This window comes from Enterococcus sp. DIV1682a (genome assembly GCF_051711005.1).
Lineage (GTDB): Bacteria > Bacillota > Bacilli > Lactobacillales > Enterococcaceae > Enterococcus_B > Enterococcus_B hirae.
This window is the reverse complement of sequence record NZ_JBIOLT010000001.1, coordinates 1,366,985-1,385,255: the sequence shown is the minus strand read 5'-3', so window position 1 is coordinate 1,385,255 and position 18,271 is coordinate 1,366,985. Positions and strand designations below refer to the sequence as shown.

Here is an 18,271-nt window from a genome sequence, read left to right as displayed (position 1 = left end):
CGAGCAAAATATAAAAAAGGTGATTCTTCGATTTTCACAGAAACACAACCGAAATGCCCTATCCTATGATCTTCTTTCACTTAGATTTCAGGCGAGATCGTTTCTCTTAAATCAAATGATGCCCATTTCATTTCCGACTTTTTGGTAAATCGCTACAGCATGATCGAGCATTTCTTTGGTATGAGCTGCAGTTGGCATATTACGAACACGACCTGTTCCCAATGGTACGGTTGGATAAACGATTGGTTTCACATATAGTCCATTTTCAATCAACTTTTTAGAAAATTGTTGTGTTAGACTCTCATCGCCAAGTATCACTGGAGTGATTGGTGTTTCCGACACGCCGATGTCATACCCGATTTTTTTCAGTTCTTCTTTGAAATAAATGGCATTTTCCCAAACTTTTTCGACTAATTCTGGATGATCTTGCATCAGTTGAATCGATGCTAGAGCAGCGCCAGCAGCACCTGGTGTAAGTGATGTTGAAAACAAGAAAGGACGTCCTCGTGATTTTAACCAGTCGATCAACGATTTAGATCCTGCGACATAGCCACCAACGACACCGATTGCTTTAGACAATGTACCCATTTGCATGTCAATTTTCTGTTGGAGACCAAAATGCTTCACTGTGCCGGCTCCTTTTTCCATCACTCCAGAACCATGGGCATCATCCACATAAGTAATCAACCCGTATTTTTCGGCAATTGGGATCATATCGGGTAAATTAGCTACATCGCCATCCATTGAAAAAACACCGTCTGTGATATACATGATTTTGTTATATTTCCCACTATTTACCGCTTCTTTTGCTTTTTCTTCTAGATCGTTCATATCTTGATGCTTAACACGAATGATTTTGGCACCAGAGAGGCGACATCCATCGATGATCGAAGCATGATTCAATTCATCTGATAAGATCGCATCCTCCTTAGTCATAATGGCTGAAATAGCTCCCATATTACAATTGAAGCCTGATTGAAAAGCAATCGCTGCTTCTGTACCTTTAAATTCTGCAATTTTATTCTCTAATTCTTGATGGATACGTAATGTGCCATTAATTGTTCGGACAGCACCTGCGCCGACACCATAGCGATTCGTTGCGTCGATACACGCTTGTTTCAGCTCCACTCGATCAGCAAACCCCAAATAATTATTCGATGCTAGATTGATCAAATTTTTCCCTGCTACCTCAATGATCGCACCATTTGCACCTTCAAGGATATCAATCGTGTTGTATAGTCCCTTTTCCTTCAATAAAGCCAGTTCCTGTTCTAAATAAGTTGACAATACTTCAGAAGACATGTCTCCACCCCCATTTTTCTAACCTTCAAGGTTGAGGAACGAATATGCAGCCTTTCATTCCTGTTTATAAGTATACCTTTTCTGATAGCGCTTACACAAATTATGAGAGTTATTTAACTGAGTATTTTCTTACATAACAAAACAATCGGTACTCCACTAACGAAATATTTTTTTACTTATTTTAGTAACTAGCATTATTTTTAAGAGGATCACATCTAGATGATATCAACCCTTAACTTAATCAACTTTCCAATAAATATTCCATATATTCTGAATTTTCCGCCATTAGTTAGCCTTGTTTTTTGTTATGAAATAAAAAAACGAATATTCTATTTGTATATTAGATTCTTTTAATGTTTGCTTCTCTAGCTATATATTACTTGGTCCAAGGCGCTTACCTGTAGCTATTTTAAGAAGTCTTTCTCCCAACACAAAAAACGTTCCTTATGGTCATCAGTTACTACTCATGACCACAAGAAGAGACTGAGACAAACCTTGCCTCAGTCTCTTCTGGTCTATCTAAAATCGAATAAACGGTGTTCAAAGAGCTGACCTTCGGCGATAAGTCAAAAAATCTCAAAACATGGGAAGCTGTTTCGAGATTTCCATCCTTAATGCTCCTGCGATTACTCGTCGCAGTTTTTACTTGGTGAGCGCTCAGGTCAAAACACTCTTTTCACGACCTCTTGTTCACGGTGAGACAAAAGTAGCATCTTCGGAAAATTTGCCGAAATTTACCAAAAATTTGAGAAGCACCAAGTAGGTAACAATCAACATCAAAAACGAGTTTTTGTGTTTCTTGTCAATTTTCGGAAATTCCTTCTTATTTCTTGATGCTAAACACTTTTGTCTCAACCTCCTGTTGCCAACCAGCTTTCGGGAGTAAAATCAGGGTCTCCTACTGACCATTCATTGAAGAATTCATCAATAAATTCCCGCATAAAGGCTTCTCGTCGTTTTGCTTCCTTTATACCATATGGGGTGTTCATCCTATCTGGTAATAAGAACAATTTTTCGTAAAAATGATTGATCACAGTAGACCCTTTGCGATAATCTTTTTTATTTTGATAATTGATTGGGTGCCTACTTTCATCAAAAATGGGATGGCCATGTCCACCACCAAAATAAGCCGTACGCAAAATACCAATTGCTCCTAAGGCTTCAAGACGATCTGCATCTTGAACAATTTTTCCTTCAATAGGTAATGCCATTTCTTCACCTGACAACCCTTTTGAAAAAGACAGGTTTTCAATAATCAAAAAGATTGATTCAATGGTTGCATCTGATAGCTCTAAACGTTGCAAAAATTGATGTAACTCTGCTTTGGCTTTCGTTTCATCGGCTACTACTTTATCATCGATCGTATCATGCAAATAAGCAGAAGCAAGGGTAATCAATGGATCAGCTTGCGGTTCAGTTGCTAAAATTTTCTCTGCTAATTTAACGACTCTTACCGTATGATCAATCCCGTGTCCAGTTTGATCCATTGCTAATTGCTTGAAACTGTAATCAGCAATTTCCTGCAGTTTCTCCATTTATTTTCCTTCTTTCTCGCTACTGAATTCAGCTACTTGATAGACCGAAAAATAGATTTTTTTCATGTAATCGATCAAATACTGCGGATTTAGCACCTCACCGGTTGCATCCTGAATCAATTGCGTTGGTTTTCTAGATGCACCATATTGATGGATCTTTTCTTTCATCCATTCTTTGATTGGTCGATAATCATCGGATGCTAACACTTCATCGATCGAAAGCTCTTTTTCTAATGCGTGAAGCAGTTGCGCAGCATACATATATCCTAAAGCATAAGATGGGAAGTAACCAAAACTAGCTCCTGACCAGTGGACATCTTGCAAGATTCCTTCTAAATCATTCGCAGGTCGTACTCCTAGATATTCTTCATACTTTTGATTCCAAATAGTTGGTAACTGAGCCACGTCCACGCCTTCATTGAAAATCATTTTCTCAATTTCATAACGAATAATGATATGCAATGGATAGGTTAAACTATCTGCTTCAATTCGAATCAAGCTTGCTTGGGTTTGTTTCAGCGAGCGATAAAAGTCAGTAAATGAAATATCATCGAATGTTCCTTCTGCACATTGTTGGAAAAATGGATATTGTTTTTCCCAGAAACTTCGATTGCTACCAATAATGATCTCATTGAACAGTGATTGAGATTCGTGGATTCCCATCGAAGTACCTTGGTAAATCGGAGTATAAGCAAATTTTTCGTCAATATCTTGCTCATACATTCCATGACCAGCTTCATGGATCACGCCAAAGACTGCCATTTTAAAGTCATGTTCATTCCAACGAGTCGTAATACGTGCATCATTATGATTGATCCCGATCATAAAAGGATGGATTGTGTCATCTAAACGTCCTCTTGAGAAATCATAACCTAACTGTTCAATCACGCCTGTGACAAACCTTTTTTGTTGGGCTTTAGTCATTTTTCGAGAAAGAAAAGAGGTATCTGGTTCATGCCCTTTTTCTGCTAAGGTTTTTCTAATTTCCATGATCCCTTCTTTTACTTGTTGGAAAACACGATCTAAGATTTCAACAGACATCCCTGGTTCATATTGGTTGAGTAACACATCATAATCAGTTGCTTCGTCTTTTTTCCAATAGGGTATCAACTGTTTTGTTAACTCAATATTTTTAGTCAATGCTTCTTGAAAATCCGCAAAATTTTTCGTTTCACGAGATTGCTGCCATTGCACCTGTGCGGTAGAAGTTGCTGCTGTCAATGCAGTCATCAATTCTTCAGGAACTTTATATTCAAGTTCATAGTCTTCTTTGACCTTCTCAAACACGATTTTTCCCGTTTCAGATAATTCATTGGGATGTTCAGAAAAATATTGGATGGCTTCTTTGATCTTAGGTCCAATTTTCTTTGAGAAATAAAGACTATAAAGATAACTATTGACTTCACTACGATCCTCACTCGCTTTTTCTGGCATACCCGTTTGGATATCCCAATCTAAAATGCCCAAAGTTTGTTGCAAGAGATTGATTTCTTTTAGTTCTTTCATAAATTCTTTTTCATTCATCATTTATTCCTCCATCCATCCCATATAATTTTAAATCGTTTTGTCTTTTCTTGGTGGCCGCGTTCCCCAGTATTGGAAGAGATCAGTCCGTAAAGCTCCGTTATACAGTTTACGTTTTTTAGTAGCTTTTTGCCCATAATACTCTTCAAAAGTAAGATCACTTGTCAAAATGTATTTACTCCATGTCTTTAATGGACGGAAAACATCGCCCATTTCTTCATACAAGCGACGAACCGTTTCTTCTTCACCTAAACGCTCTCCATAAGGCGGATTCGCGACGATTACGCCGTATTCTTTATCCGTTTTGAAATCTTTGACTGCTTGTTGTTTAAACGTGATTGAAGAGCCTAAGCCAATTTCTTCCGCATTCGCTTTAGCAATTTCGATCATCCGCCCATTGATATCAGAACCTGTGATATCGAGTTCAATATCATAATCTGCTTGCTCTTCTGCCAATGCTCGAACATTTTCCATAACATCTTTACTAAACCAATCCCATGATTCACAAGCAAATTCACGATTAAATCCTGGTGCAATGTTGTGTCCAATCAAGGCAGCTTCGATGCAGATCGTACCAGAACCACACACTGGATCATAAAACGGACGATCTTTTCGCCAATTTGTCAACATCACTAAAGCGGCTGCCATGTTTTCTTTCAACGGTGCGCCACCTTTTTCCAAACGATATCCCCGTTTGAACAAACTAGGACCAGTTGTGTCTAGTGTGATCATGACATGATCTTTTAGTAAAGCGACTTCTAATTGAAAATGTGCGCCTGTCTCCGTTAATGGAACAGATGCCGGACGGTGATAATACTTACGCAATCGTTCAACGATCGCTTTTTTAGTGATCGCCTGACAATCAGGTGTACTATAAAGCTTAGACTTGATTGATTTTCCTGCAACCGGAAATTCAGCATCTAAAGGCAGAAAGTCTTCCCAAGGTAATGCTTTAACTTTCTCAAATAGTTCATCAAAGGTAAACGCATCAAATTCCCCAACAACGATCTTTACCCTGTCAGCTGTTCGTAACCATAAATTTGCTGTAGCGATCGTTTCCATCGTTCCTTTGAAACGTGCCCGTCCATTTTCAACTTGACAATCAATGCCTAAGTCACGTAGTTCTTTTCCAACAAGGGCTTCTAACCCACTTGCAGCCGTTGCCACAAGATTAAATTCTCTAGTCGTATCCATACTTATCTCCTTATAAGAAAAGCTGAACGTGGTCGTCCAGCTTTTTGTAAAATCAAACCGAAAAATGAATCAGTATTTTTTTCATACTTGTCTCTAAATTGCCATTCTTCACTCGTTCATTTTTGTGTTCCTGAACAAACAAGCCATTTATTGAATGGTATAAATCAGTGGTGACACTCTAATGTTAAAAAAAACCTTCACAACATGGTTGGAAGGTATTCCCTGTTATATTGCGGTTTTCTGTAAGCCATGTTCTGTACACTACTTTTCCAGGGAGAAAAAGCAATGTGGTAACCATCTATCTGCAGTTAACCTGCCTTTTTGTCTCGTTCTTAATTCCCAACAAAAAGCGCCCCTACCATTGTTTGGGTTGCTCGCTCGAGGGGTTTACCGCGTTCCACCGAATAAGTTTCCCTATTCGCTTCGTCACTGTGGCACTTTCAAGGATACTTAAGCATAGTTAAAAACCTTAGCTTGTTTTCCTGCCGTTACTCTAATAGAGTACCTTAGCTTATTGTTTCGCTAAGCACGAACACTACAGGCATCACAGCCTGTGCGAGCATGGACTTTCCTCAGCCTGATCATGTCAGACCGCGATTACCCAAAAACCGCAATGTATCATCAATCTTAGAATTGACGTGTCTTTTCGTTATCATCGTCACTTGCATTTGTGTAGTTGTTTGGGTTAGGTTGGGAAACATTCACTGTTGATGATTGTTGATCCAATTTTTTTCCAAATACTTCACGTTCAAGATTTGACAAACGTTTCAAGATATCGAAATTTGTGACTGCTGCACTTTTCGGTGTTTCAACTTGTTGAACACGCGTTTGTGCTGCTCCTTGTGTTTTTGATAATTGTGCTACTTTGGCACTTAATTTATCATTTTCTTCTTGTAAAGCAAGGAGTTTTTTGCTGTAAGTTTCATAATCTTTGATGATATTGTCTAAGAATTCATCCACTTCGATGGGATCATAGCCACGCATCTTTGTTTTGAATTCTTGTTGTAAAATGTCTTTAGGACTATAAACCAATTCCGCCATATTTACACCTCTAGTTTTCATTTACATAATAACAGTTTCTACCTATATCATTGTATCGGAAATAACTTGATAAATCAAACACTATCTGAATTATTCACTGAAATTTTGTAAATCATCCATACTGACTAGCCGAATTTCATAAGAATGATCCTGTTGATAGGTTTGCGCCTCTTTCAGAAAATACAGGGTTTTCCCTGGAAACTCAGGATCATAAATTAATAGACAGCCATCGGTATGGTCAAGTAAAAAACGCGTGTGGTTTCTTAATTGGCTAGGCGACTGATAGGCTTGATGGCTAACTGCTTCAACGTAGTCTGCTAACTGTTCTGCCATTCTTAACTTTTCTTGATTATTCTCATTCCAATTATTTCCAAACTCTTTGAATGGATAGATGATCCCCAACTTTAACTCAGGGTATTCCTGCTTTAATTCAGCAACTACTTCCGTGACCCATGTTTCTATACCCAAGTTTCCACTAGTAAGAACCCATTCAAGTCCTTCTTCGACTAATTGCTGTATCTCTTTTTTTAAGACTTTTTTAATAACCGTTATTTTAGGGTCATTTTCCTTAAAAACCCCAAGTTCAAAACTTCGATAACCGGAAATATACATCACTTTTAATCGGTCCATTTGAGTTTCCTTTTCTTTCTTGATTCTTTTTTGCTATAATGTTGGCTAGGAGTGTGATTAAAATGGTTTTACGCTATCCAAACGGCCAACCCTATCATAAGAATGCCTCTTTAAAGGAAAAAGTTCAAGAAAAAAGAGAATCAGCCATTGAATTTGGCAATCGAGGGATGCGTTTTGAAGAAGCAATTAACGAAAGTAACCAGTATTACTTAGCGCACCAAGTAGCTGTTATCCATAAAAAACCAACCCCCATTCAAATTGTTAAAGTAGATTATCCTCGACGTAGCGCCGCTGTTATTAAGGAAGCTTATTTCTCACAGGCCTCCACAACAGATTATAACGGTGTATATCGAGGTTTCTATTTGGATTTTGAAGCGAAAGAAACAAAGAATAAGACATCTTTTCCCTTCAAAAATTTCCATGCGCATCAAATTGACCATATGGAAGCTTGTCTAAAGCAACAAGGAATTTGTTTTGTCCTATTATGGTTTTCTACGTTGAAGCGTTGCTTTTATTTAGATAGTACTTATCTGATCGATTATTGGCATGCGCAAAAGGATCAGGGGAAAAAGTCGCTTCCGCTTTCATTGATCGAAAAAATAGGGATCGAGATCCAAACAGGTTTTTCGCCACGTATCCCTTATCTAAAAGCGGTAGATCAATACTTATCAACATTAACTATCGAAGGAGATCGCAAGAATGGCAAATGAGCAAACAAGAACTTCCAGACGAAACAGTCCCTCTTCTTCTAAAAAGACGAGTCAAACAAGAAATAAAACTTCTGGCAAAGGTTCCGGGCATAAGAAGCGTGGGCTTTTCATCCGTATCATCTTGATTTTATTTTCTTTGATTTGTATCGCTTTCCTAGCCGGTGTCGGATTATTTTGGTTTTATGCAAAAGATGCTCCAAAATTAACGGACACTGCATTAGATGCGACTGTTTCTTCTAAACTTTACACACAAAATGGCGAATTATTTGAAGATTTAGGAGCAGAAAAAAGAGAAAAGATTACCGCAAACGAATTGCCGAAAACGTTAGAAAACGCCATCGTTTCTGTTGAAGATCGTCGTTTCTATAAACATATCGGGATCGACCCAGTTCGGATCGTCGGCTCTGCACTTTCTAACTTTACTTCTGGCGGACTTCAAGGTGGTAGTACATTGACCCAACAGTTGATTAAGCTCTCCTACTTCTCTACCAACGCTTCAGATCAAACCTTGAAACGAAAAGCACAAGAAGCTTGGTTAGCTGTAAAATTAGAACAACAAAAATCAAAACAAGAAATATTGACTTACTATGTGAACAAAGTCTATATGTCCAACGGATTATACGGAATGGAAACGGCAGCAGAAAATTATTTTGGTAAAAGATTACCAGAACTTTCATTACCACAGACTGCTTTGTTAGCTGGAATGCCACAAGCGCCTTCTGCCTATGACCCATACCAATATCCAGAACAAGCCAAAAAACGGCGAGATACTGTTTTATATACCATGTTACAAAACAAGAAAATCTCTCAATCAGAATATGATGCTGCAGTGAATACACCAATCGATGATGGTCTTCAAGAGATGAAAAAAGAAGATGATAATTCAAAAATCGTTGATAATTATGTCAAAGAAGTCATCAATGAAGTTCAAGAAAAAACGGATAAAAATGTATTTACTGATGGATTGGATATCTATACTAACTTAGATCTAGATGCACAAAAACATCTTTATGATATTGTCAACACTGATGACTATGTCAACTATCCTGATGATGAAATGCAAGTTGCTTCTACGTTGATCGATGTCAATACTGGTCAAGTAAAAGCGCAAATTGGCGGTCGCCATATTGCAGAAGATGTCACACTAGGTATGAACTTAGCTGTTAATACTTCTCGTGACTTCGGTTCGACGATGAAACCAGTCACAGATTATGGCCCAGCTTTTGAATATCTAAAATACTCTACAGGAAAAACGATCAGTGATGCTCCTTATAACTATGAAGGAACCTCAACACCAGTAGGCAACTGGGATAACCGCTTTATGGGGACGATCACCTTAAGACAAGCCTTGTATCTTTCCAGGAACGTTCCAGCTGTCAAATTGTTCAATGAAGTCGGCGCAGATAAAGTCAGCACCTTTTTAAAAGATCTTGGAATTGAATATAGTACGATCCATCAATCAAATGCGATTTCAAGTAACACAGAAAAACAAGACGGCACAAAATATGGCGCTTCTTCCTTAAAAATGGCGGCTGCCTATGCTGCTTTCGCTAATGGAGGAACGTATTATAAACCACAATATGTCAATAAGATCGTCTTCCAAGACGGCACAGAAGAAACGTTCGATCCCGATGGTAATACAGCTATGTCTCCAGAAACAGCCTATATGGTCACAGATATTTTAAAAGATACATTAACAAAAGGAACTGGGACGAATGCGTTGATTCCTGGATTATACCAAGCTGGGAAAACCGGGACTTCCAACTATACGGATGATGAGTACGCAAAATTAGGAACTTCTAGCGGTGTGTATCCTGATATTTTATTTGCTGGTTATACACCAAACTACGCCATCTCAGTATGGACCGGTTATAACAACAAAATGACACCTGTCACCTCCGCTTCGTCTCATGTTGCTTCTGATGTTTATCGAGAATTAATGAAATATGTATCATCCAGCGTCACAAATAGCGATTGGCAAATGCCTAGCGGACTGGTAAGATCTGGCGGTGAATTATACTTTACCGATCAACTCAAGAAAACACCAAGTACGACGATCCCTTCAACAACGGTGCCATCTTCATCAGTGACACTGGTACCTGAAAGTTCGACACCGGTATCTTCTTCTTCGGAATCGACAGAAACTTCAACAACTGAGTCATCTGCCGAATCTTCGACATCGGTAGATAGTTCAAGTGAAAAAAATGATTCAAGTAGTTCAGCTGAAACGCCAGAAAATAGCAGCAGTAGTCAAAGCTCTTCATCTTCGGCAACTCCTGAGTCATCCACGACACCACCAGCGCAAACACCTCCGGAGAACAATGCACAGTCCGGACAGTCCTCTAGTCGTTCAACGTCTTCTGGCACATAACAAAAAAGGAAGTTGAGAAAAACCTCAACTTCCTTTTTTTATCTTTTGTTTTACGTTCAATGTTTTTTCTTTCATTCTGTTTTTTCCATCTTGACACATGTCTAACAAGGGGCAAACTTCACACCGTGGACTTCTTGCCGTGCAATGATAACGACCAAAAAATATTAAAGTGTGGTGAGTCTTGACCCATAATTCTTTTGGTACTTTGCGCATCAGCGTTTCTTCTACTTCCAACACCGAGGCATTCAACTTACAAATCCTTAAACGTTTTGTTACTCTCTCGACATGAGTATCCACAGCAATTGCTGGTATACCAAAAGCATCACCTAAAACGACATTCGCTGTCTTTCGTCCAACTCCTGGAAGAGAAATCAATTCTTTTCTAGTTTGAGGAACTTGACCTGAAAAGCGATCCATCAATTGTTGGGCACATGCTTTGATATTTTTTGCTTTATTGCGGTAAAGACCAATCGTTTTGATCTTAGGGATAATGTCATCAATCGGAGCCGCAGCCAGCTTTTCAGGAGTTGGAAAAGCTTCAAAAAGAGCTGGGGTCGCTTTATTAACTGAGACATCGGTTGCTTGAGCACTGAGTATGACAGCAATCAACAGTTCATAAGGGTTTCGATGTTTTAATTCACCATGTGCTTCTGGGAACATGTCGTACATTTTTGTCAAGGCTTCCATTGTTTTTTGTTTACTTAACATATTATTCCTCCAGCCAATTTTTCAACGTAACTTTTGGCAAGGCTTCTGGTTGTGCGTTAGTGGTTTCCACTTCTTTTTGTAACATTTGTTGTTTTCGTCTTTTTTGATCTTCTTCTACTTGTTGCTTCGTCTTTAAATTTTTACGTTCCCAAGACAACAAGATTCGATCCACATAGTTAAAACTATACGCTTGATTCAAAACAGCCTCACGTAAAGCAAGTTTCAGAATTTCCGGTTGATAATGATCTTCTTCTAACCATTGACCGATCCGTTGAAATTCGATGGCTGACAATGGGCGACCAAATTCCTGTTCAAATAACTGATAAACAGACTGCACCATTTTTTCTTGACTTAAATCAGCTTGTTTTTGATTTTGACTTTCCAAAAAATTCCCTAAAATTTCATATATAGGATATAGATTGTAACGATCAGCTTGCTTACCATCAATTGTTGCTGTTTCAATTTTAATAAACCCATTACTGATCAAGTGATTTAAAATTTGATAGATACGCTCTTGTTTGACACCCATATCCAACGCAATCGAGTGTAAATCTGGGAAAAAGTCTCCTTCGAGTTGCGCCCTTTGCAATTGCAAAATAAATAAAAACTCTTCTGCTTGTAATCCGATACGATGATAATTTTTTAACAACAAGTTCGATATCGTTGTTTGACCCGCTTTTAAATAATTTTCTAAGTTCAACATGATTTTTCCCTCACTTCAAATCCAGTATACGGAAAAAGCTTGTTCGAGGCAAGGTAGCTTTCCTTTACTTCTATATGTTTTTTATTTTTTGTTTCACTTTTTCACTTTTCGGAATAAATATAATATTCGCTCTATCAAAGAGCATCTGCCGTCGCAAAAAAAGCCAGGTCTCCCAATCATCATTCGATTGAAAAACCTGAACTTTTTTTAAATGATTAGAGAACTGCTTATTTATCTTCTTCCGTTTGCAAGACGTAAGGTTCTCCTTCATAAGTATACTCCGTATTGATTGTTCCGTCGTTTTCATCTGAATAAACGCGACGACTGAATGGGAAACGATGGGAATTGCCATCTTTTGCTACTTCCCCACTCATTAGATAATAATCCTCTTGTGTTTCATTCAATTGGTTGATTACTTGATCTGCTAATTGATCGACATTGATTGTTTCATCTTTTGCTTCTTTTTTATAATCATCCAGAAATGCTGCTTGTTGTACAAAGTATTCTTTTTCCATCATTTGATTGCTCCCTCGTTATAGTTTGACATGATCTGCATCATCCTCTATTTATTTTGTCAGAAAACGAATTGAAAGACAACTTATAGCTTTTATGTACCATAGAAAAAAATACTTTAGCCTAAAGAAAGAGCAATTTGGTCTATTAGATTATCGAAGTACTTCTTTAGTTGTAGATTCTTTTTTTATTTTTTTTGAATTGTTTTCTTCATTGACATATTTGCACGCACTCTCTGTCAAGCAACTGAGTTTCCTTTTATTATCTAAGGCTTTTTCAGATTTCACCGCCATTATTATATCATTTAATGCGTTTTCTAATTTTTCTAAATTCTTATTATCTGTCGAAAACACTCTAAAGGCTTTAGGATTTTTGAAACTTTTTTTAAATGTATCTGGTGAATTAGAAGCGTTTATCAGACTTTTTTGGATAAATTCTAATGCTATTTTTCCTTTTGAATATGTAGTACCACGAATCGGGTTCTTTTTAGCCTTGTTCTTTCTCTCCGCTTTTAGTTCAAGATAAACTTTAAACAGATAAGTTAACTCACTAACCTGTTCTCTACTAAATTCCTGTTTGTCTTTTATAAGTGCTCTAACGAACAACTCACGGCTTTTTTTGGTGCTTCCCAACTTGGGATGAAAATGATCTTTAGTATTTTGTAAAATAGGTTCACGACAGTTATATAATGCTACCCTTAAAGTGCCAAAAATTTCTTTTATTGGACAATTGGCTAACGCTCCATCATATCCACCCATATTAAGATGGAGTCCTTCATAGCCATTTTCTCCTTCTCCTAACTGATAAATAAATTTTGCTATATTGCATCGACTCTCTTTATGATGGTCAAGTTTACTTTCAAAAAGTATTTTACTCAGTGGAACTAGGTTTTTAAGGGGGATCATTGTAACCGTTCCTGTAAAATGGTGGTCATTCATATGTTTTAGTTTATCAACCATTATTACCATAAACTGATCTTCTTTTCGATAGAGGATCAATCCAAATACGTGATCCATACTTTTTCTAGTAACATATGCTGGGAGTACCATAAATTCTGTTGAATCATTTTTTTTCATATTCATAATGATTTGTTGTAATTCTCTTGGATCACTCGCATCATAAAAGGCAATCGTCCTTTTCAATGAAGAAATCACTGGTAGTTTTTTTTCATGTTTAAGAAAAAAATCATTTTTATCATCTTCAATCATTCTGATAAATTTAGAGAATAACAATTGATAATTCTTTTTTCCTTCTTCACCGACAACTTTGAAATCATTTGCTTCTGCTAACCCTAATGCAAGGCTAAGCAGGGAATATGACCGTTCATACTTATTCATGCCATCACTCCTGATTAGAATAGTTGAATTTTATCATATAAAAAAGAAACAAAAGAATCTCTTTTTCTTATCTTTAGAAAAAAAGATTCTTTTGTTTCGATAATACCCGTTGATACCTTTACGTAAAAAAAGAGAGACTGGGACAAAAGTTGTCTCAGTCTCTTCTAGTATCTCTAAAAAACGAATAAACGGTGAGACAAAAGTAGCATCTTCGGAAATAAACCGAAATTTACCAAAAATTTGAGAAGCACCAAGTAGGTAACAATCAACATCAAAAACTAGTTTTTGTGTTTCTTGTCAATTTTCGGAAATTCCTTCTTATTTCTTGATGCTGAACACTTTTGTCTCAACCTCTCGTTGATAGCTATAAAGCGAATAAACAATGTTCAACCATTCGCTGATTGCTTATTGCGCAGTTTCGATTTCGCCCAATGCAGCTTGTGCCAATAGGTTCAAGTAGTTCCATGGACGGTCAAAATGAGGTTGGAAGAAGAAATCAGATAGCGCTAGATCTTCAACGGTCATTTTATTTTGAACAGCCAGTGACATCGTATTTGCTGATTGAGTGATATCATATTTCGACATGAATTGGGCACCGACAATGCGGTTTGTCCCTTTTTCATAAACCAATTCCATCATCACTTTTTCATTTGTTGGCATGAATTCTGGACGATAATTGTCTTCAAAGACCGTTGCTTGGACTTCTAAATTATTCATAGGTGCGCTCTCTTTTGTCACCCCTGTTGAACCAATCGTCCAACCAAATAGGTAAAGTCCAGACGTTCCTTGCGTTCCACGATACGCCATTTTATGTTCAGTCAAGTTATTTCCTACTAACAATCCTTGACGAACTGCGTTAGTTGCCAAAGGAATATAATTTTGGGTACCACTTGGGTTATAACTTACTACAGCAGAATCCCCTGCAGCAAAGATATCTGGATCACTTGTTTGCATGTATTCATTAACTTTGATGGCTCCATTAGGTAACGTATCAACTTTTCCATCAACTAATGTCGTATTTGGTCTAAAACCAACACATAAGATGACCATGTCCGCGTCAAAAGTTTCTTTAGCAGTTGCTACTTGTTTCACTTTACCCTCTTCATCCGCAATAAACTCAGAAACATTTTCACCTAATGCTAGAGTAACTCCACGGTCGACAAGTTCTTTTTCTAATACATCTGTGAATGGTTTATCAAGATATTTATTTAAAATACGATCTAAACCATCAATCAATGTAACTTGTTTACCAGATTCAACAAAAGCTTCGACTAATTCGATACCGATATAACCGCCACCTACGATGACCACCCGTTTTGCATCTTCTGCTTGTGCAATAATTTCATTTGCTTGGTTATAGTTTTTACATAACAAAATATTTTTTGATTCAATTCCTTTGATTGGCGGAATGATTGGCCAAGAGCCAGTAGTCATTACCAATTTATCATAAGAAACTGTTTCAACTTCACCAGTTTTTAGATCTTTGGCTGTCACAGTTTTCTTTTCAGTATCCACGTCAGTTACATCATGTTCCATTTTTACAGTTGCACCTAAAGAATGTAGTTCTTCAGGATTAGAATAGAATAAACCGGCTGGGTCTTTTACTACACCACCCACGTATAATGCGATCCCACATGATAAAAAGGAAATATTATCATTTCGCTCGTACACAGTAACATCCGCTTCTGGGTGATTTTTTAAGATACTTTTAACAGCTGCTGTACCCGCATGCGTGCAGCCAATTACTACAACTTTCATATGTGAATCCCTCCGATTAACGATTTGTCCTTCGACAAGTTTAAATATAGCAAAAATAAAACGGATACAACAGTTTAATGCTTGTGAATTCACAAATTCAACCTTGTTGTTTTCTGTTCATTCTCCTGCGCAATTGCTGATTAATCCACGATTTACTTGTGAAAACAAAAACATATACTATAACCTTTGTGAAAGAAAGAGAAAAAAATAAAAAAAAGTCAGTGATTTGTTTATCAAACTGACTAATTTTTTATTTTTTCATATTTTTATCAATACTTTCAGCAAACTAAATCGCTTGTTCTTTTTGACACTCAGGACAGCGACCATATAATTCCAAACGATGCTCATTGATCTCAAAGTTCGTCAATCGACCAGCTGCCATTTCGATATCCGCTAAATCAGGATAATGAAAATCGACGATCTTTCCACAATTTTCGCATATCACATGATAGTGACGTTTTGAACTAAAATCGAATCGACTAGATGAATCCCCAAATTTCATCTCTTGTACAAAGCCAATTGAAGTAAACAATCTTAAATTGTTATAAACTGTTGCCACACTCATATTCGGAAAACGATCTTCCAGAGCACGATAAATTTCGTCAGCAGTTGGATGTGAATGATGTTCAATCAGATACTCTAAAACTGCATACCTCTGAGGTGTGATCCGTATATTTTCCTTTTTCAATTTTTCGATTGTTTCTTCAACTAATAGTTTATTCTCCATTTTTAACACCCCGCGTTGTTATTCTCGTCCTATCATACTATTTTTACTTTTTAAAATCTACTTTTCATGAAAAGAAATTTCAAATTAATCATAATATTGCGAAAAAAGACGCAATCAAGGAAAAAATCTCCTTAATTACGTCTAAATGTTGTGGTAAGAATTCTTTACATTTCTTGATAAAGCGCTGTTGACAAATAACGTTCTCCGTTATCTGGGACAACCGCTAAGACTTTTTTCCCTTTACCTAACACTTTTGCTTCTGCCAAAGCAGCAGCAATCGCTGCGCCTGATGAAATGCCTACTAAGATTCCTTCTTTTTTTCCAACTTCTCTAGCAGTGGCTAACGCTTGATCCCCTGTTACAGAAACTACCCGATCATAGACGCTCGTATCCAAAGTATCTGGCACAAACCCTGTCCCAATTCCTTGAATTTTATGTGGTCCTGCTTCTTTCCCTTCTAAAATCGCTGATTCGGCTGGTTCAACTCCAATGATTTCAATTGCTGGATAGACTCGCTTCAACTCTTTACCAGCACCAGAAATCGTTCCTCCAGTGCCAATCCCTGCTACAAAAGCATCTAACCCATTCACACCAAACGCCTCTTGAATCTCATGTCCAGTTGTTTTCTCATGGATAGAAGGATTGGCTGGATTTTCAAACTGAAGTGGCAAGAAGTAGTCATTTTCCGCTGCTAAACGTTTCGCTTCTTTGATTGAGCCACTGATTCCATCCTTACCTGGCGTGAGCAGTAATTCAGCACCATAACCTTTCATCAATAAGCGTCGTTCGATACTCATCGTTTCTGGCATCACGATGATCACTTTATACCCTTTAGCTACCCCAACCATGGCTAATCCGATCCCTGTATTTCCTGAAGTCGGCTCGATGATTGTGTCTCCTGGCTTAAGAAGACCATCCCGTTCTGCTTTTTCAATCATACTTAATGCAATCCGGTCTTTTACGCTACCACCAGGATTAAAAAATTCCAATTTCACATAAACTTCCGCTGAATCTTCTGGAACCAAATGATTAAGCTTAACGATCGGTGTCTGACCAATCAATTCTGTAATCGAATGATAAATTTGTGTCATTTTAAGTTCCTCCTTAATATTTTCTTCTATTCAATGATAATACAACTAAGAAACTTCTGGCGAATAATTCGCCTTTTCAACGTAAAAAAACAGGAAAGCTGCGAAGAGCCTTTCCCGTTTTTATCTCTTAATTTAACTAAACGTTTATTTCTTGTCCGACTAATAAGGAATAGTTAGACATCGTCATCCCATTTTTAGCCATTAAGTCATCAACTGACAAACCAAATTTCTGTGCGATATCCCATAAAGTATCGCCTGAAACCACTTTATAGGTCTGGCTACCACTTGTTGAAGAGGTAGTTGACGTAGTAGTCGTTGTGGTAGTACTTGTCGTCGTTGTGGTACCAGAAGAAGGCGTATCAAATCGGGTTAAATTATACGTATTAATCAATGAGTTCAATTTTGCTCCGTAACCCGGATCTGTTGCATAACGACCAGTTAGATATGCTGTCGCATCGTAAAAACTCGTGGTATTACTTTTCCAGACACCAGCATAATGATAGTCTCCAGTTGAAAAACTAGTTGAACGCAAAACGTTGGCATGATCTTGCAGAGATTCCCAATAAGAAGAATATTTACGGAAAGGTTCATTCATCGTGACCCATTGTCCATTAAGATATTCCTTTGTAGCCATATAAACGACTTGACCACTATAACTTTTAACTCCGAATAAATTATAGTTTGGCGCACTTGCCAGGCTAGATGTGCCATAAGCACTTTCTAATAAAGCTTGGGCAATCATGACCGATGCATATAAATCATTGTTTGCAGCCACTTCAGAAGCTGCCCAACCGATTTGATTGATGAAAGCTTGTGGATCTGCAGTCGTTTGAGTAACCTGCTCATCTGCTCGTACATTTTGCGGTGCTGCTGTAACCATCATTGGCCCCACTAAAAGAGTTGTCCCCATCAAAGGAGCAATCGCTTTTTTATTGATCACCATGGTTCTTTTATTCTTTTGGTGTCGGGCACTGCGGGTTTTCAGCTCTTGCATTCGAATTCCTCCTCAAAAAAATAAAAAACTCTTGATAAAGTTTCCATCTTTAAACAATCTTAATTAATTAAATTATACTTTTAATTTATGGGAAACTCAAATCAATCTTTACTATTTTTCTTTTTGTAACACG

Annotated in this window: 16 protein-coding genes and 1 other RNA gene; 2 read left to right on the top strand and 15 right to left on the bottom strand. The window is 37.5% G+C overall.

What is annotated here, in order from left to right:
• Nucleotides 1-111: 111 nt before the first annotated feature.
• From IGJ23_RS06295 to IGJ23_RS06265, 7 genes are all read right to left on the bottom strand, one after another.
• The gene (locus IGJ23_RS06295; protein ID WP_207432250.1) at nucleotides 112-1,302 is read right to left on the bottom strand and encodes a glycine C-acetyltransferase; all 1,191 of its coding nucleotides are present in this window, start codon (nucleotides 1,300-1,302) and stop codon (nucleotides 112-114) included.
• An 851-nt stretch (nucleotides 1,303-2,153) separates the two neighbouring features.
• On the bottom strand, nucleotides 2,154-2,837 hold the full coding sequence (locus tag IGJ23_RS06290; protein ID WP_063627068.1) for an HD domain-containing protein: 684 nt from the start codon (nucleotides 2,835-2,837) through the stop codon (nucleotides 2,154-2,156).
• Nucleotides 2,838-4,361, bottom strand: coding sequence for a carboxypeptidase M32 (locus tag IGJ23_RS06285; RefSeq protein WP_207432252.1), 1,524 nt, complete (start codon nucleotides 4,359-4,361; stop codon nucleotides 2,838-2,840).
• Nucleotides 4,362-4,391: 30 nt separating this feature from the next.
• Nucleotides 4,392-5,555, bottom strand: coding sequence for a THUMP domain-containing class I SAM-dependent RNA methyltransferase (locus tag IGJ23_RS06280; protein ID WP_010737516.1), 1,164 nt, complete (start codon nucleotides 5,553-5,555; stop codon nucleotides 4,392-4,394).
• Between the two features lie 238 nt (nucleotides 5,556-5,793).
• Nucleotides 5,794-6,164, bottom strand: an RNA gene (gene rnpB, locus IGJ23_RS06275) — RNase P RNA component class B.
• An 18-nt stretch (nucleotides 6,165-6,182) separates the two neighbouring features.
• Nucleotides 6,183-6,596, bottom strand: coding sequence for a cell division regulator GpsB (gene gpsB / locus IGJ23_RS06270; protein WP_010719243.1), 414 nt, complete (start codon nucleotides 6,594-6,596; stop codon nucleotides 6,183-6,185).
• A gap of 90 nt (nucleotides 6,597-6,686) precedes the next feature.
• On the bottom strand, nucleotides 6,687-7,226 hold the full coding sequence (locus tag IGJ23_RS06265) for a DUF1273 domain-containing protein (RefSeq protein ID WP_178286305.1): 540 nt from the start codon (nucleotides 7,224-7,226) through the stop codon (nucleotides 6,687-6,689).
• A 62-nt stretch (nucleotides 7,227-7,288) separates the two neighbouring features.
• Between IGJ23_RS06265 and recU the strand changes: the two genes are divergently transcribed.
• On the top strand, nucleotides 7,289-7,936 hold the full coding sequence (gene recU, locus IGJ23_RS06260) for a Holliday junction resolvase RecU (RefSeq protein WP_010737514.1): 648 nt from the start codon (nucleotides 7,289-7,291) through the stop codon (nucleotides 7,934-7,936).
• Nucleotides 7,926-10,307: a PBP1A family penicillin-binding protein gene (locus IGJ23_RS06255; RefSeq protein WP_010719246.1), complete on the top strand. Its 2,382-nt coding sequence runs from the start codon at nucleotides 7,926-7,928 to the stop codon at nucleotides 10,305-10,307. Before recU ends, IGJ23_RS06255 begins: the two co-directional genes overlap by 11 nt.
• Before the next feature lie 24 nt (nucleotides 10,308-10,331).
• Here IGJ23_RS06255 and nth read toward each other — a convergent pair whose 3' ends face one another.
• The 8 genes from nth to IGJ23_RS06215 all read right to left on the bottom strand — a co-directional run bounded on the left by nth (nucleotide 10,332) and on the right by IGJ23_RS06215 (nucleotide 18,138).
• Complete coding sequence (gene nth / locus IGJ23_RS06250) at nucleotides 10,332-11,015, bottom strand: endonuclease III (protein WP_207432256.1); 684 nt, start codon at nucleotides 11,013-11,015, stop codon at nucleotides 10,332-10,334.
• 1 nt (nucleotide 11,016) lies between these two features.
• Nucleotides 11,017-11,718: a DnaD domain protein gene (locus IGJ23_RS06245; protein ID WP_010737511.1), complete on the bottom strand. Its 702-nt coding sequence runs from the start codon at nucleotides 11,716-11,718 to the stop codon at nucleotides 11,017-11,019.
• A 227-nt stretch (nucleotides 11,719-11,945) separates the two neighbouring features.
• Nucleotides 11,946-12,233 carry a DUF5960 family protein gene (locus IGJ23_RS06240; RefSeq protein ID WP_014834686.1) on the bottom strand — a complete coding sequence of 96 codons (288 nt, stop codon included), beginning with the start codon at nucleotides 12,231-12,233 and terminating at the stop codon, nucleotides 11,946-11,948.
• Between the two features lie 150 nt (nucleotides 12,234-12,383).
• Nucleotides 12,384-13,568 (bottom strand): hypothetical protein, encoded by a 1,185-nt coding sequence (locus IGJ23_RS06235; RefSeq protein ID WP_438774699.1) that lies wholly within the window; start codon nucleotides 13,566-13,568, stop codon nucleotides 12,384-12,386.
• 405 nt (nucleotides 13,569-13,973) lie between these two features.
• Nucleotides 13,974-15,326 carry an NADH oxidase gene (locus IGJ23_RS06230; RefSeq protein WP_010737508.1) on the bottom strand — a complete coding sequence of 451 codons (1,353 nt, stop codon included), beginning with the start codon at nucleotides 15,324-15,326 and terminating at the stop codon, nucleotides 13,974-13,976.
• 286 nt (nucleotides 15,327-15,612) lie between these two features.
• Complete coding sequence (locus IGJ23_RS06225) at nucleotides 15,613-16,053, bottom strand: Fur family transcriptional regulator (protein ID WP_010719254.1); 441 nt, start codon at nucleotides 16,051-16,053, stop codon at nucleotides 15,613-15,615.
• A 164-nt stretch (nucleotides 16,054-16,217) separates the two neighbouring features.
• Nucleotides 16,218-17,144 carry a cysteine synthase A gene (gene cysK, locus IGJ23_RS06220; protein WP_010719255.1) on the bottom strand — a complete coding sequence of 309 codons (927 nt, stop codon included), beginning with the start codon at nucleotides 17,142-17,144 and terminating at the stop codon, nucleotides 16,218-16,220.
• 136 nt (nucleotides 17,145-17,280) lie between these two features.
• The gene (locus IGJ23_RS06215) at nucleotides 17,281-18,138 is read right to left on the bottom strand and encodes a glucosaminidase domain-containing protein (protein ID WP_438774698.1); all 858 of its coding nucleotides are present in this window, start codon (nucleotides 18,136-18,138) and stop codon (nucleotides 17,281-17,283) included.
• Nucleotides 18,139-18,271: the final 133 nt, after the last annotated feature.

Coding starts and splice junctions, on each gene's coding strand:
- IGJ23_RS06295 (WP_207432250.1), bottom strand. CDS start 1,302: ATGTCTTCTGAAGTATTGTCAACTTATTTAGAACAGGAACTGGCTTTA.
- IGJ23_RS06290 (WP_063627068.1), bottom strand. CDS start 2,837: ATGGAGAAACTGCAGGAAATTGCTGATTACAGTTTCAAGCAATTAGCA.
- IGJ23_RS06285 (WP_207432252.1), bottom strand. CDS start 4,361: ATGAATGAAAAAGAATTTATGAAAGAACTAAAAGAAATCAATCTCTTG.
- IGJ23_RS06280 (WP_010737516.1), bottom strand. CDS start 5,555: ATGGATACGACTAGAGAATTTAATCTTGTGGCAACGGCTGCAAGTGGG.
- gpsB (WP_010719243.1), bottom strand. CDS start 6,596: ATGGCGGAATTGGTTTATAGTCCTAAAGACATTTTACAACAAGAATTC.
- IGJ23_RS06265 (WP_178286305.1), bottom strand. CDS start 7,226: ATGGACCGATTAAAAGTGATGTATATTTCCGGTTATCGAAGTTTTGAA.
- recU (WP_010737514.1), top strand. CDS start 7,289: ATGGTTTTACGCTATCCAAACGGCCAACCCTATCATAAGAATGCCTCT.
- IGJ23_RS06255 (WP_010719246.1), top strand. CDS start 7,926: ATGGCAAATGAGCAAACAAGAACTTCCAGACGAAACAGTCCCTCTTCT.
- nth (WP_207432256.1), bottom strand. CDS start 11,015: ATGTTAAGTAAACAAAAAACAATGGAAGCCTTGACAAAAATGTACGAC.
- IGJ23_RS06245 (WP_010737511.1), bottom strand. CDS start 11,718: ATGTTGAACTTAGAAAATTATTTAAAAGCGGGTCAAACAACGATATCG.
- IGJ23_RS06240 (WP_014834686.1), bottom strand. CDS start 12,233: ATGGAAAAAGAATACTTTGTACAACAAGCAGCATTTCTGGATGATTAT.
- IGJ23_RS06235 (WP_438774699.1), bottom strand. CDS start 13,568: ATGAATAAGTATGAACGGTCATATTCCCTGCTTAGCCTTGCATTAGGG.
- IGJ23_RS06230 (WP_010737508.1), bottom strand. CDS start 15,326: ATGAAAGTTGTAGTAATTGGCTGCACGCATGCGGGTACAGCAGCTGTT.
- IGJ23_RS06225 (WP_010719254.1), bottom strand. CDS start 16,053: ATGGAGAATAAACTATTAGTTGAAGAAACAATCGAAAAATTGAAAAAG.
- cysK (WP_010719255.1), bottom strand. CDS start 17,144: ATGACACAAATTTATCATTCGATTACAGAATTGATTGGTCAGACACCG.
- IGJ23_RS06215 (WP_438774698.1), bottom strand. CDS start 18,138: ATGCAAGAGCTGAAAACCCGCAGTGCCCGACACCAAAAGAATAAAAGA.